This is a genomic window from Nocardioides marinus (assembly GCF_013408145.1).
GTDB lineage: Bacteria > Actinomycetota > Actinomycetes > Propionibacteriales > Nocardioidaceae > Nocardioides > Nocardioides marinus.
In genome coordinates this window covers 627,496-640,572 of sequence record NZ_JACBZI010000001.1, presented here as the reverse complement: position 1 = coordinate 640,572, position 13,077 = coordinate 627,496, and the positions used below count along the sequence as shown (strand labels likewise).

14 protein-coding genes are annotated in these 13,077 nt (G+C 72.3%); 3 read left to right on the top strand and 11 right to left on the bottom strand.

The genetic code is table 11. From position 1 onward, the window contains the following. Position 1 precedes the first annotated feature (1 nt). The 3 genes from BKA05_RS03140 to BKA05_RS03130 form a co-directional block, all read right to left on the bottom strand. Entirely contained in the window at positions 2 to 589 is a 588-nt protein-coding gene (locus BKA05_RS03140) for a hypothetical protein (RefSeq protein WP_179530122.1), read from the bottom strand. A gap of 165 nt (positions 590 to 754) precedes the next feature. Continuing rightward, the gene (locus tag BKA05_RS03135; RefSeq protein ID WP_179530121.1) at positions 755 to 1,390 is read right to left on the bottom strand and encodes an MBL fold metallo-hydrolase; all 636 of its coding nucleotides are present in this window, start codon (positions 1,388 to 1,390) and stop codon (positions 755 to 757) included. Next, on the bottom strand, positions 1,390 to 2,502 hold the full coding sequence (locus BKA05_RS03130) for an S-(hydroxymethyl)mycothiol dehydrogenase (RefSeq protein WP_179530120.1): 1,113 nt from the start codon (positions 2,500 to 2,502) through the stop codon (positions 1,390 to 1,392). Before BKA05_RS03130 ends, BKA05_RS03135 begins: the two co-directional genes overlap by 1 nt. A gap of 115 nt (positions 2,503 to 2,617) precedes the next feature. On the opposite strand from BKA05_RS03130, the gene BKA05_RS03125 reads away from it, so the two are divergent. Both BKA05_RS03125 and BKA05_RS03120 read left to right on the top strand, forming a co-directional pair. Continuing rightward, positions 2,618 to 3,157 carry a SigE family RNA polymerase sigma factor gene (locus BKA05_RS03125; protein ID WP_343045501.1) on the top strand — a complete coding sequence of 180 codons (540 nt, stop codon included), beginning with the start codon at positions 2,618 to 2,620 and terminating at the stop codon, positions 3,155 to 3,157. Further along, positions 3,154 to 4,380 carry a hypothetical protein gene (locus BKA05_RS03120; protein ID WP_179530118.1) on the top strand — a complete coding sequence of 409 codons (1,227 nt, stop codon included), beginning with the start codon at positions 3,154 to 3,156 and terminating at the stop codon, positions 4,378 to 4,380. Before BKA05_RS03125 ends, BKA05_RS03120 begins: the two co-directional genes overlap by 4 nt. Positions 4,381 to 4,389: 9 nt before the next feature. Here BKA05_RS03120 and tsaD read toward each other — a convergent pair whose 3' ends face one another. Next, positions 4,390 to 5,445, bottom strand: a complete 1,056-nt coding sequence (tsaD, locus tag BKA05_RS03115; RefSeq protein WP_179530117.1) for a tRNA (adenosine(37)-N6)-threonylcarbamoyltransferase complex transferase subunit TsaD — start codon at positions 5,443 to 5,445, stop codon at positions 4,390 to 4,392. A gap of 32 nt (positions 5,446 to 5,477) precedes the next feature. Between tsaD and BKA05_RS03110 the strand changes: the two genes are divergently transcribed. Continuing rightward, complete coding sequence (locus BKA05_RS03110) at positions 5,478 to 6,215, top strand: GNAT family N-acetyltransferase (protein WP_179530116.1); 738 nt, start codon at positions 5,478 to 5,480, stop codon at positions 6,213 to 6,215. Here the strand turns inward: BKA05_RS03110 and BKA05_RS03105 are convergent. The 7 genes from BKA05_RS03105 to BKA05_RS03075 form a co-directional block, all read right to left on the bottom strand. Then, a complete protein-coding gene (locus tag BKA05_RS03105) occupies positions 6,196 to 6,618 on the bottom strand; it encodes a VOC family protein (RefSeq protein ID WP_179530115.1) in 423 nt (140 codons plus the stop codon). The genes BKA05_RS03110 and BKA05_RS03105 overlap by 20 nt on opposite strands. A 60-nt stretch (positions 6,619 to 6,678) precedes the next feature. Continuing rightward, positions 6,679 to 8,247, bottom strand: coding sequence for an HNH endonuclease signature motif containing protein (locus BKA05_RS03100; protein WP_179530114.1), 1,569 nt, complete (start codon positions 8,245 to 8,247; stop codon positions 6,679 to 6,681). A gap of 355 nt (positions 8,248 to 8,602) precedes the next feature. Beyond that, the gene (gene rimI, locus BKA05_RS03095) at positions 8,603 to 9,073 is read right to left on the bottom strand and encodes a ribosomal protein S18-alanine N-acetyltransferase (protein WP_179530113.1); all 471 of its coding nucleotides are present in this window, start codon (positions 9,071 to 9,073) and stop codon (positions 8,603 to 8,605) included. Continuing rightward, positions 9,070 to 9,708 (bottom strand): tRNA (adenosine(37)-N6)-threonylcarbamoyltransferase complex dimerization subunit type 1 TsaB, encoded by a 639-nt coding sequence (tsaB, locus tag BKA05_RS03090; RefSeq protein WP_179530112.1) that lies wholly within the window; start codon positions 9,706 to 9,708, stop codon positions 9,070 to 9,072. Before tsaB ends, rimI begins: the two co-directional genes overlap by 4 nt. Before the next feature lie 10 nt (positions 9,709 to 9,718). After that, positions 9,719 to 10,465, bottom strand: coding sequence for a lytic murein transglycosylase (locus tag BKA05_RS03085; protein WP_343045500.1), 747 nt, complete (start codon positions 10,463 to 10,465; stop codon positions 9,719 to 9,721). 28 nt (positions 10,466 to 10,493) lie between these two features. Next, positions 10,494 to 11,327, bottom strand: coding sequence for a phosphate ABC transporter ATP-binding protein (locus BKA05_RS03080; protein ID WP_415836735.1), 834 nt, complete (start codon positions 11,325 to 11,327; stop codon positions 10,494 to 10,496). 125 nt (positions 11,328 to 11,452) lie between these two features. Next, entirely contained in the window at positions 11,453 to 12,982 is a 1,530-nt protein-coding gene (locus tag BKA05_RS03075) for a substrate-binding domain-containing protein (RefSeq protein ID WP_179530109.1), read from the bottom strand. Positions 12,983 to 13,077: the final 95 nt, after the last annotated feature.

The following is a 13,077-nucleotide window of genomic DNA, read 5'->3' as shown; positions in this document are numbered from 1 at the left end:
GTCAGGCGGTGGCAGGCACCGCGGCCGGGGTGACGGCGCGGGCCTTGACCTCCTCGCGGTGGCCGTGGCGCAGGCCCAGCAGCGCGAGGACCAGGAGGACGGCGGCGCCGGCGAAGGCGGCGATCGCGGCGTACCCGGCGATCATGCCGATGGTCGCGAAGGCGTATCCGTAGAGCAGCAGCCCGCGCAGGGTGTTGCCCATGAACAGCGACTGACGCAGGCCCCCGAGCGCCTGGCCCTCGGCACTGGCCTTCTCCGCGTCGGAGAGGGCGATGAACTCACCGCTCACCTCCTGGTAGGTCCGGCCGTCGCTGGAGGCGTTCATGTGGGCGAGGATGTAGTGGTCGGCGTAGGCCTTGGCCTCGGCACCGGTGTCGAGGGGCGAGCCGACGAACGGCTCGAGCGCCTCGCGGTCGGTGTCGGACAGCCCCGCGATCGCCTCCTCGGTCGGCATCGTGATCGCCTGCATCCCCAGCTGGTAGTCGACCTGGTCGGCCACGAAGGCGTTGGCCCAGGTGAGCAGGCCGCCGGCCACCAGGAGCACCGCGGCGAGCGCCAGGCCCACCCACGAGGTCAGCTTGTCGAGCATCGCACGCATCGTCTTGTTCCCTCCTCGGGCAGGACCTCCCCGCCTCGACAAGTACGACGCTATGGGTCGTCGCCGGGGCGGGGAGAGGGTCCGCGGGCACCCAGCCGGAGGCCCATGGTCCCGAGGTCGTGGGACCTCGGCCCAGGGACCTTGTGCCCGGTCGGGTCAGCCGAGCGCTGCCTTCTCCGCACCGATCGTGGTGTCGTCCCCGTGGCCGGTGTGCACGACGGTGTCGTCGGGCAGCTGCCACAGGCTGGCGCGGATCGAGGCCTCGAGGGTCGGCCGGTCGCTGAAGGAGCGACCGGTGGCGCCGGGCCCGCCGTGGAAGAGCGTGTCGCCGGTGAAGACGCAGCCGAGCGCCGGCGCGTGGAAGCAGACCGCACCGGGCGCGTGGCCGGGCGTGTGCAGGGCGCGCAGCGTCGTACCGGCGACCTGGACCTCGAAGCCGTCGGCGAGGTCGACGTCCCAGAGGTGGCCCTCGCCGTCCTGCACGTGGGTGAGCTCCCACAGCGGCTTCTCGTCGGGGTGCAACATGATCGGGGCGACGACGCGCTCGCGCAGCGCGGGCGCGACCCGGCAGTGGTCGTCGTGGGCGTGGGTCAGCAGGATCGCGCGGACCTGCCGCTCCCCCACGACCTCCATGATCGCGTCGACGTCGTGGGGAGCGTCGATGACGACGCACTCGGTGTCGTCGCCGACCACCCAGATGTTGTTGTCGACACGATGAGTCTCCCCGTCGAGGGAGAACGTCCCGCTGACGACCGCGTGGTCGATGCGGACGCTGGAACCGATGCCCGACATCAGAGCACCACCACCGAGCGCAGCACGCCGCCGTGGTGCATCTTCTCGAAGGCGGCCTCGACGTCGTCGATGCCGATCTCCTCGGAGACGAACGCGTCGAGGTCGAGGCGGCCCTGCTGGTAGAGGTCGACGAGCATCGGGAAGTCGCGCGAGGGCAGGCAGTCGCCGTACCAGCTCGACTTCAGCGAGCCGCCGCGCCCGAACACGTCGATGAGCGGCAGGTCGGGGACCTTCATGTCCGGGGTCGGGACGCCCACCAGGACGACGGTGCCGGCGAGGTCGCGGGCGTAGAACGCCTGCTGCCAGGTCTCGGGGCGGCCGACCGCCTCGACGACGATGTCGGCGCCCTCGGCGCCCTCGTAGACGCCGCCGCAGATCTCCTTGACCGCCTCGACCACGTCGGTCGTGCTGGAGTCGATGGTGTGGGTGGCGCCGAGCTCGGTGGCCTTCTCGAGCTTCTTCGCGTCGATGTCGATGGCGATGATCGGGCTGGCGCCGGCCAGCGCCGCACCCGCGACGGCGGCCACGCCGACGCCGCCGCAGCCGATGACGGCCACGCTGCGGCCACGGGTCGCACCGCCGGTGTTGATCGCCGCACCGATGCCGGCCATCACGCCGCAGCCGAGCAGGCCGACGGCGGCCGGCCGGGCCTCGGGGTCGACCTTGGTGCACTGACCCGCGGCGACGAGGGTCTTCTCGGCGAACGCGCCGATGCCCAGGGCGGGGCTCAGCTCGGTGCCGGCCATCTCCCCCTCGGCGAGCGTCATCTTCTGGGTGGCGTTGTGGGTGGCGAAGCAGTACTGCAGGTCGCCGCGCTTGCAGGCCCGGCACTCCCCGCACACCGCGCGCCAGTTGAGGATCACGAAGTCACCGGGCGCGACGTCGGTGACGCCCTCCCCGACGGCCTCGACGACACCCGCCGCCTCGTGACCGAGGAGGAACGGGAACTCGTCGTTGATGCCGCCCTCCCGGTAGTGGAGGTCGGTGTGGCAGACCCCGCAGGACTGCACCTGCACGACCGCCTCGCCCGGCCCGGGGTCGGGGACGTTGATGGTGACGACCTCGACGGGGGCGCCCTTGCTCATGGCCACGACGGCCTTCACCTGCTGCATGGGCTCAGCCAACCCGATTCCACCGACGGTTCCAACCATCCCTCCGGGGCGCGCGTCCCACGGACATGAACACCTGGGGACCACGATGAGGTCGGCGACGGAGGTGAGGGCGGACGTGGGTGGCACGGACACGCGGCGTGAGCGCGTGGACGCCGAGTTCACGGCGTACCTCGAGGCCCGGCAGGGTGCGCTGCTGCGCACCGCCTACCTGCTGACCGGCGACCGGCACCAGGCCGAGGACGTGCTGCAGACCGCGCTCGCGAAGCTGTACCTGTCGTGGGACAAGGTGCGCGACCGCGAGGCGCTGGACGGCTACGTCCGACGGATCCTGGTCAACGAGACCACCTCGCTGTGGCGCCGGCCGTGGAAGCGGCGCGAGCGGGCGACCGACGCGCTGCCGGACACCGCCGGCGTCGAGGAGCGCTACGACGAGGGGCAGCGCGCGGCCGTGTGGGAGGTCGTCTCGACGCTGCCGCCGAAGGCGCGCGCCGTCGTGGTGCTGCGCTACTACGAGGGGCTCACCGAGTCCGAGACCGCCGACGTCCTCGGGGTGAGCGTCGGCACCGTGAAGTCCCAGGGCAGCCGGGCGATGGGCCTGCTGCGCGACCGCACCCCGGGCCACCTGGCCCCCGGCTCCCGGGAGGAGGAGCGATGAACGAGCACGACGAGCAGGCCTTCACCGAGGCCCTGCGCATCCAGGCCGTCGGAGCAGGTACGCCGACGCTGACCCTCGACGACGTCCGCGGCCGGGCCCGCGGCATCCGACGCCGCCGCGCGGCCCTCGCCGCCGCGGCCGGTGCCGGCGTCGTCGCCGCCGCGGTCGTCCCGATCGCGTTGCTGGTCGGCGGCGGCTCCTCGCCAGACACCCTGCCCCCCGTCGACACCCCCACCGTCAGCGACACCGCCAACCCGGTGCCGCCGGTCTCCCCCTCCGACCCTCCGCGGACGGGCGGCGAGCGGGCCGGGGCCTGGATGCTCGACGGCGAGGTCCGGCCCGTCGGCGGCACCCCCTTCACACCGGACCTCACCGGCGAGGTGTCATCCTTCGTCGCGCTCGCCGACGGCCGCTGGGTCTTCACGAACTACCCCGAGGGCGGGGACTACGTGATCGCGGTGACCGACGGCACCGGATCGGTGCTGGAGACCTTCGAGGCCGCCGACAGCGGACTGGCCGTGGACGACGAGGGTGCCGCGGCCAGCTGGATGGGCACCGACGGGCGGCTGCGGGTGCTGCTCCCCGGGGACGACCAGCCCACCGTCGTACCCACCGAGCTGGACGGGCGGCTCTCGGCGCCGATGCCCCTGGAGGTCCTGCCCGGGTGCACCGCGCAGGAGTGCGTCGTGATCGTGGAGGTCTACGACCGGGACGGCTCGACCCAGCAGACAGTCTCCCTGGACGGGTCGGTGGACTCGCTGGACCGACTGGGGCTGCTGTCGATCACCGACGTCTCGCCCGACGGCGCGCTGGTCTCGGGGCACGTGAGCGTGGACGAGTTCGGCCAGGAGTACTGCAGCGGCGTGGTGCTCTTCGCGACCGGCGAGGAGCTGTGGCGCACCTGCGAGAGCGGCTCGTTCCGCTTCTCCCCCGACGGACGGCTCGTGCTCGGCCTCGATGCCTACCGCGACGGCCCCAGCCACGGACTGCAGGCCCTTTTCGACGCGCGGACCGGCCGCGAGCTGGCCCGACACGAGACGGTCATCTACGACGAGGCGTGGGCCGGTGCGGACTCGTGGCTGTCCGTGGAGGGCGGGAGCAGCACGTCCTCGGTGATCCGCTACACCTGGGACGGCTCGCGCCTCACCCCGCAGGTCCTGGACGGGCCGGTCGAGACCGACACCGAGATCGAGCCCGGCACGGCGTTCCGGCTCGGTCGCTGACGGCGGCCCTCAGACCGCGAGCACCTCGGTGACCGGGAGGCTGGAGTCGGCGGGGAGGTCGAGCGAGGACGGCGTACGCCCGCGCGCGACCATCTCCGCGCCCAGCGCGGCGACCATGGCGCCGTTGTCGGTGCACAGGCCCGGGCGCGGGACGCGGACGCGGATGCCGAGCTTCTCGGCGCGCTCCTCGGCGAGGTGGCGCAGGCGGGAGTTGGCGGCGACGCCGCCGCCGATGAGCAGGTCCTCGATCCCCTCGCTGGAGGCGGCGTCGAGGGCCTTGCGGACCAGCACGTCGCAGACGGCCTCCTGGAAGGACGCGGCGACGTCGGCGACCGGCACCGGCTCACCGGCGCGCTCCTTGGCCTCGACCCACCGGGCGACGGCGGTCTTGAGGCCGGAGAAGGAGAAGTCGAAGCGGTGCCGTTCGAGGTCGCGACGGCTGGTCAGGCCGCGGGGGAAGTCGATGGCGACGGTGCTCCCCTCGCGGGCGGAGCGGTCGATGTGCGGGCCGCCGGGGAACGGCAGGCCGAGCAGCCGGGCCACCTTGTCGAAGGCCTCGCCGGCGGCGTCGTCGATGGTCTGCCCCATCGGGTCGACCCCGCCGTCCTGACCGGTCACGTCGGTGACGCGCAGCAGGCTGGAGTGGCCCCCGGAGACGAGCATCGCCACGCACGGCTCGGGCAGCGGGCCGTGCTCGAGCTGGTCGACCGCGACGTGGGAGGCGAGGTGGTTGACGCCGTAGATCGGCTTGCCCAGGCCCAGCGCGAGCGCCTTGGCCGCTGCGACACCGACGAGCAGGGCGCCGGCGAGGCCGGGGCCGTTGGTGACGGCGACGGCGTCGACGTCGTGGAGCGTGATGCCGGCGGTCTCACAGGCCCGCTCGATGGTCGGGACCATCGCCTCGAGGTGTGCACGGCTGGCGACCTCGGGCACAACGCCGCCGAAGCGGGCGTGCTCGTCGACGCTGCTCGCGACGGCGTCGGCCAGCAGCGTGTGGCCGCGGACGATGCCGACGCCGGTCTCGTCGCAGGAGGTCTCGATGCCGAGGACGAGGGGCTCACTCACGGGGCCATCGTGCCACCGGTGAGGATGTGTCCGTGGAGGGCCTGCACGAGATCGATCCGTACGAGCTGGTCGCTCGGTCCGAGCACCCGTTCGTTCGCCACCAGGTCGACCCCGCCGACACTCCCCTCGTGCTCGCGCTCGGTGACGCCCTGGTGATCGACGGCAACCGGAACCGCACCGGCCCCTCGGACGGGTCGCCCTCGCTGTGGTGCCTGGGCCCCACCGCCGACCTGGCCCGGCTCGCCGGCCTCGCGACCGACCTGATGGAGGAGCCGGGGCGCGTCAGCGTCGAGGCGGCGGCGTACGACGTGCTGCCGGGGGCCTGGAGGCTGCCCGTCTCGGGCCACTGGCACTGGATGCTCACCCACGACGCCCCTCCCCCGCACCCGCTGGAGCCCTCGGTCGTGGAGGTCACCGACGCGGCGCTCATCGACGGGCTGCTGGACGTCGCGAACCCGGGGTCGTTCGCGCGGCCGGGCTCCCGCGGCGTCGAGTGCTGGCTGGGTATCCCGGGGGACGACGGTCTGCTCGCGGTCGGAGCGCTCTACCGCGACCCCTCGGGGGCCGGGCACCTGCGCTCGGTCAGCACGCACGGCTCGGCCGCCGGCCGCGGCCTCGGCACCGCCGTGTCGGCCGCGCTCACCCGTCGCGCGCTGGCCGTCTCGGGCACGGCGACCCTCGGGGTGTACGTCGACAACGGGCCCGCGCTCGCGGTCTACGACCGGCTGGGGTTCCGCACGCACGTGACGTTCAGGTCCGCCAGGCGCTGATGCTGGCGTCGACCTCGGCCTGCTGCTCGGGCTCGAGCGGCTGCAGCACGCAGAACTCGTTGCCCTCCGGGTCGGCCATGACCGTCCACCGCGTCTCGCCCTGACCGATGTCGGCCCGCGTCGCCCCCAGGGCCTCCAGGCGCGCCACCTCGGCCTCCTGGGTGTCTACCACGCCGGGGCGCAGGTCGAGGTGCAGACGGTTCTTCACCGTCTTGTCGTCGGGCACCTTGATGAACAGCAGGTCCGGGAGCAGCCCGTCGCCCAGCTCGCCCTGCGGCGGCTCGAGGCAGGCCTCCTCGTCGTCGGCGAAGGTGCGGCGCCAGCCGAGCGCCTCTGCCCAGAAGGTCGCCACGAGGTCGAGGTCGTGGCAGTCGATGGTCAGGCACTGGATGCGCAGGGTCATGGGACGACCCTGGCGACGGGACGGCTCAGCGTCCAGGGGTTTGTGACGCCGGGGCTCGTCTCAGAGCTCGGTGGTGCCGTCGGGGTGGACGAGGAACCGGATGTCGTGGGGGCTGGTCCAGAGCCAGGTGGTGGGGGTGAGCTGGTGGTAGTCCCAGGCCACGGTGGTCGAGTTCGTCGAGGCCGGGGAGGGGTGGGTCTTGGCCCGGTGGTGGCGTCTGCACAGGGGGGCGAGTTTGTCTGTTGATGTCTGGCCGGGTGGTCCGCCCTGGTCGGGTGGGACGTACTCCTCGATGTGGTCGAGGTCGACCCTGGCTGAGGTGCGGGTGCAGTGCGGGAAGACGCAGGTCGTGCGCTTGAGCTTGACCCGGGTGGAGATGCGGTCGGGGATCTCGTAGCAGTCGACGGCGATCTGGTCGGCCAGGTTGATGACCGGCTTCACGACCACCTGGGTGCCGGGAACGGCGAGCCATTCGCGGACGGTGTCGGCGGTGAGGGTCTGGTGGTGGTTCTCGAGGCGGGCGAGGTGGAGGCCGAGCATCCCGGTGTCGGGGTCGACCTCGGGGGTGCCGGGTCCTTCGTTTCCGCGGAGCGCGGCTTCTGAGAGGTGGAGGTGGAGGACGACCTGGCGGGGGTTGCGGGGTGGTCTCGACGCCCGCTCCTCGCTGGCGCTCGTCGCTGCTCGACCACCTGCGTCGGTGTCGTCGGTCGCTGCTCGACCACCTGCGTCGGTGCCGTCGGTCGCTGCTCGACCACCTGGCTCGGCCGGTGAGGTGTCGAGGTCGAGGGTGAGGTCGCCGCGGCTGAGGTAGCCCAGGGCCTTGGCACGGCGGACGTCGAGGGTATCGGTGGAGCCGGCGGCCAGCAGCTGGTCGGCGATGGTGCGGATCGCTGCCTCGAGCTCCTCGGCATCGGCACGGTCCAGCAGCCCGGACAGGTGGACACCGTTGGCGGTCCCGATCGACCAAGCCGTCGCCAGGTCGAGGTGGACGTGGAGGCTGGCGCGGGTGTCGACCTCTTCCATCTCAGCCGTCTCGGGGTCGAAGCGTGCTGCCGCCTCCGCGGCCAACCTCTTGACGGTGGCGAAGGAGGCGGTGTGCACCACGTGGGCGAGATGGGCGTCGACGAACGCAGCGGCCTCGGCGGTCAGGCCGCGGGTGAGGTCGGTGACGCGGCGTACCCGCCACACCTGCACCTGGCCCGCTTCGAGGCGGGCCCAGATCTTCGGCAGCCGGTAGCGGGCCTCCACGGCATCAGACAGCAGCATCCGCCCCGAGTCGGTGGAACGGCCCAGTGCGGCGGCGAGCTCGATGACCGCGAACTCGCTGACCTCGGGTGCACCGGGGCCGGCGAGCTCGAGCATCGTGTCGGCGCCGGGCATCCCGAACCGGGACACCCACGCGTTCTCGGCCTCGTTGTGGGCGTCGTCGTCGGGCAGCCCGAAGGTGCCGTACAGGTCGGGCAGCAGTTGGCCGGTGGTGTGCCGGTCGGCCCACTCGGCGATCGCGATGAACCGGTCCCGGTCAGCCTGGTCAGCAGCCTGGTCGAGGTCGCGAATGGCAGTCAGCAGGTCACCGGTCGGCACAGGAGAAGACCCCTGTGCCGAGTGATCCTGGTGCCCGAGTGCCATGACCAGATTCTACTAGAACATGTGTTCGAATAGAACCCTTGATCGGGGCTCCAGATCGAATCTGTGGAGGACGATCCAGCCGCAACCCCAGCGAGCACCCCAACGGCGCGCAAGGGGCGGAGCGAGCCGCAACCAAGTACCGAAGCGAAGGCCCACCGCAAGCACGCCTTCGAGAAATGAAGGACCTGCTGCAGCGCGAACGTCCAGGCGCCCACCGACCCCGACCACGGAGCACCACGTGGATTGGAGGGCGTGCCGTGAAAGGGGGTCACGAGGAAACCTCCGGTCGCCTCGTGAAGCAGGTTGCTTGTCGGGGCACGGGGTTTCGAGGCTCGTCGCTGGCGCTCCTCGCACCTCAACCAGCGAACGAGCAGCGGGGGCCGAGGCCTAGGCGCATGACGACGGCGCTGGTGCCGTCGCGGTAGTAGCGCGGGCGTCGGTCGACCTCGGTGAAGCCGCGGGCGGCGTAGAAGGCGAGGGCGGAGGCGTTGTCCTCGCGGACCTCCAGCAGCATCCGGTCCGCGCGGCCGGCGCGGGCGAGCTCGATGCACTCCTCCAGCAGCGCGGAGGCGACGCCGGAGCGGCGGGCGGAGGCGGAGACGGCGATGCGCTGGAGCTCGGCGACGTCGACCACGACCGACACCACCGCGTGTCCGACCACCACGCCGGAGAGCTCGGCGACCAGGTAGTGCGCGTGCGGGACCTCGCCGCGGACTCCGGGCACGACGAGAGCGGGCGGCCAGGCGTCGGCACCGAGGTTGTCGGCCTCGGAGGCGACGACGGCGTCGAGGTCCGCCTCGGTGGCGGGGCGGACCACGAGGGTCACGAGACCTGCTTGCGCGCGCTCGGCTCGACCGCGTCGGGGCGGCGCAGGTAGAGCGGCTCGGGGTCGAGCAGCTCGGCGCGCTCCTCGGTGATCACGCGCGCCAGCCAGCCGGCCGAGGGCCGGGTCGGACCGGCGGCCGTCGGGAACGCCTCGGGGTAGAGCGCGGCCCCCTCCCCCACGACAGGCGCGGAGGTGGCGGCGTCCGCGGGCTTGAGGACGGCCGGGCCCTCCAGACGCGCGCCGTCGGCGTCGTACGTCGCGAGGTAGACCTCCTTGCGGCGCGCATCGGTCGCCACGACGAAGTCGGAGGTCACCGTGCCGGTGTCGACGGCCTCGACCGCGAGCACGTCGAGCGAGCACACGCCGTAGACGGGGACCTCCAGCACGAACGCGAGGGTCCGGGCGGTGACCAGGCCGACCCGCAGACCGGTGAACGGGCCGGGGCCGACGCCGACCCCGATGGCGGTGAGGTCCTGGCGGACAGCGCCCACGTCGAGCAGGCAGCGCTCGATGAGCGGGGCGAGCTGCTCGCCGTGCTTCATCGCCCGCTCGGCGACGTGCTCGGCCACGACGTCGCTGCCGTCGTGGAGGGCGACGGTGACGAGCGGGGTCGCGGTGTCGAGGGTGAGCAGCACGCCAGCGAGGTTAGCGGGCGGCCCGCTGGGCGTAGGCGGTGGCGGCGGCGTGCACGGCGTCGACGTACTCCTGGGCGTGGTTGTAGCTGTGGATCGCCGAGGCCCACGTGGTGCCGGAGTCGAGGTCGTGGCCCGAGGCGCACAGGTAGCGCGCGGCCGTCGCCGCGGCGTCGTCGAGGTCGTGGGGGTCCATGACGCCGTCGCGGTCGCCGTCGGCGGCCCACGGCTCCCACGAGGAGCGCAGGAACTGCATCGGGCCGACGGCGTGCTCCCACGTCGGGTCACCGTGCCAGGCGGTCGACTCGGGGGTCGCGCGGATCGCGGCCACCGGCCCGACGCCGTCCAGCGCGACACCGATGATGGGCGGCTCGGAGCGGCCGTCGACGGTGAGCGACCGGCCGTCGATGGTGCCGTGGTGGGACTCGACCCAGCCGATCCCGGCCAGCGTCGTCCAGCCGATGTCGCAGCCGCCGACGCGGGAGATCTGCGCGTCGGCGTAGGCCCGCAGCGCCGGGGTCGGGATGCCGGTACGCCGGGCCGTCCGCTCCAGCCAGTCCTGGTCGACCAGCTGGCCGGAGACCGGGGTCGCGGCGGGCAGGTCGGCGGTGACGGGCACCGGCGCGGCGACGTACTCCGGGGGTGGGGTGAGGTCGAGCGTGCGCGGCGTCGCGTAGAGGCGCGACAGACCGAACGCGGCGGCGGTCGCGAGCACCAGGAGCGTCGCGAACAGCACGATCGCGCGCGGGCCGGAGATCACGAGGAGAGTGTGGGGCATCCCGGCCGGATCAGCCGAACCGGCCGTGGACGTAGTCGCTGGTGCGCTCGTCGCGCGGGTTCTCGAACATGGCACGGGTGTCGCCGTGCTCGACGATCACGCCGGGCGTGCCGTGGGCGGCGAGGAAGAACGCGCACTGGGAGGAGACGCGAGCCGCCTGCTGCATGTTGTGGGTGACGATCACGATCGTGACCTCGCGGGCCAGCTCGACCATCGTCTCCTCGATGACGCGGGTGGAGGTCGGGTCGAGCGCCGAGCAGGGCTCGTCCATCAGCAGCACCCGCGGCTTGACCGCCAGCGAGCGGGCGATGCACAGCCGCTGCTGCTGACCGCCGGACAGGCCGCCGCCGGGGGCGTCGAGACGGTCCTTCACCTCGTTCCAGAGCCCGCCCTTGACCAGGCAGGACTCCACGAGGTCGTCCTTCTCCGAGCGAGAGGCCTTGGTCCCGGTGAGCTTGAGCCCGGCCAGGACGTTCTCCCGGATCGACATCGCGGGGAACGGGTTGGGCTTCTGGAAGACCATCCCGATCGCCCGGCGGGCCTCGATGAGCAACTTCTCGGGGTGGTAGATGTCCTCGCCGTCCAGCCAGACCTCGCCGGCCAGCTGCGCGGAGGGCACCAGCTCGTGCATCCGGTTGAGGATGCGCAGGAAGGTCGACTTGCCACAGCCGGACGGGCCGATGAGCGCGGTGATCGCGCCTGCGGGCATCGTGAGCGAGACGCGATCGAGCACCTTGCGCTCGCCGAACCATGCGGTGATCTCCCGCGCGTCGAGCGAGGCGAGGAGCGGGTCGGCCTGCTCGGGTACGGCGGGGATGACGGTCGTCGCGTCGGTGCTGTTCATCATCGTGCTCTCGGTCTGGCTCCCGCCCGGGGGCGTGCGCGGTGCTCGGTGGGGTGGGTGCGGGTGATCGCCCGGGAGCGACCACCCGCACCGGTGCTGCTGGGTGCTGCGGGTCCTGCTGGGTGCTACTTCTTCTTGACCTTGACGGTGACCTTGGTGGTCTGGTCACCGAACGCCACGGTGTACTTCGTGGTCTTCTTGACCTTCTTGGCCACCAGCGTGGCCTTGCCGCTCTTCAGCATCGAGGAGTCGATCTCCTTCGTGCCCTTGAGCAGCGAGACCTCGCCCTCGGCCCCGGCGATGGTGACCTTGACCTTGGCGTTCTTGCCCTTCTTGACGGTCTTGGCCTTGGCCTTGATGACCACCTCGTCGGACACGACGACGGTGGCGTCGTCGCTGGAGGCGAGGAAGCCCTCGCCGGGGTTCAGCGTCGCGGTGTAGGTGTGCGAGCCGGCCTCGACAGCGGACAGCGTGACCCTGGCCTGGCCGGCGACGATCGGGACCTCGTCGGCGACGACGTCCTCACCCTCGGTGAAGGTGACGGTGCCGGTGGGCGCACCGGCGGTCGAGCCGACGGTGGCGGTCAGCGTGACCTTGCCGGCCGACGGGCTGGTGGCGGTCAGGTCGGTGGTCGTCTCCGAGACCTCGTTGGTCTTGAAGTTGCTGGTCGCGGCCTGGGTGGCGACGCCGCAGGCGCCGCCGTTGGCCTCACGGGCCAGCTGCAGGAAGCCCGAGCCCTCGATCAGCGGGGCGGCGGCGTCGGAGCAGATGAACCCGTCGGGGCCGAAGACGGCCTGGATGTCGGCGCGCGCCAGGTCGGCGCCGCGGACGACGTTGTACAGGGCGCGGTTGGCCGCGAAGCCCTCGGTCAGCTTGATGGCGCTGCCGGCGGCCTTGGCGCGACCAGTCGAGAACGGCGCGACCGCGTTGGCGTCACCCTGGATCGGGGCGGGGTCGTGCTCCTGGACCTCGGTGACCGAGCCGGCCAGCGCCACGTCGACGCCGTTGTTGGCGGTCTTGAGCTGCGCGACGAAGAACGAGCGGGTGCCCGAGCCGGCCTGCGGGATCAGCGGCTTGATGGTCCCGGCGGTGCCGCCGAGCTGGCTCCAGTCGGTGACGGTGCCGTCGTAGATCTTGACCATGTCCGCGGCGGAGATGGTGGCGGGGGCGTGCGAGGGCACGGTGTTGGACACGGCGAGCTTGAGGCCGTCCACGGCGAACGGGAAGGCCTGCAGGCCGGCGTTGACCTCGTTGGTGTTCAGCGCGGAGGACGACCGGGCGAAGTCGACCTCGGCCACGTTGTTGTCGCCGTACAGGCGGCTCTTGCCGGCACCCGACCCGTTGGGGCGGTCGATGGTGGTGCCCTGCGGGAAGGTGAGCTGCCCGCCGCCGCCAGCCTGGAAGGAGGCGATGCGGAAGCCGGCGTCGCCGTCGTTGAAGCCGGGGAAGCCGTCGAAGCCCTCGGCGACGTAGTGCATGGAGATCTCGGTGGTGTCCGAGCCGACACCGATGAGGTCGGCCGCGACCGGGGTGAAGGTCGGGTCGTAGGCCTCCTGGGCCGCCGAGGCGGGCGTGGCGCCGAACGCGACGGACGACGCGACGACGGCCGCGACGACCGCGACGACGGGGCCGCTGAGGGTCTTGCTTGCCTTCATGGTTTCGCTCTCTCTTGATGGGGGTGGAGCCGGCGTCGCGGGTCCGGGTGACCCTCGACGCGGTTGGATCGTCAGACGCCGGAGGGCGCCCGGTC

Bases quoted from the DNA above. Each gene is read 5' to 3' on its own strand.
- BKA05_RS03105 (WP_179530115.1), bottom strand. From the start codon at position 6,618: ATGACCCTGCGCATCCAGTGCCTGACCATCGACTGCCACGACCTCGAC.
- BKA05_RS03075 (WP_179530109.1), bottom strand. From the start codon at position 12,982: ATGAAGGCAAGCAAGACCCTCAGCGGCCCCGTCGTCGCGGTCGTCGCG.
- BKA05_RS03100 (WP_179530114.1), bottom strand. From the start codon at position 8,247: ATGGCACTCGGGCACCAGGATCACTCGGCACAGGGGTCTTCTCCTGTG.
- BKA05_RS03120 (WP_179530118.1), top strand. From the start codon at position 3,154: ATGAACGAGCACGACGAGCAGGCCTTCACCGAGGCCCTGCGCATCCAG.
- BKA05_RS03135 (WP_179530121.1), bottom strand. From the start codon at position 1,390: ATGTCGGGCATCGGTTCCAGCGTCCGCATCGACCACGCGGTCGTCAGC.
- BKA05_RS03140 (WP_179530122.1), bottom strand. From the start codon at position 589: ATGCTCGACAAGCTGACCTCGTGGGTGGGCCTGGCGCTCGCCGCGGTG.
- BKA05_RS03130 (WP_179530120.1), bottom strand. From the start codon at position 2,502: ATGCAGCAGGTGAAGGCCGTCGTGGCCATGAGCAAGGGCGCCCCCGTC.
- BKA05_RS03080 (WP_415836735.1), bottom strand. From the start codon at position 11,327: ATGAACAGCACCGACGCGACGACCGTCATCCCCGCCGTACCCGAGCAG.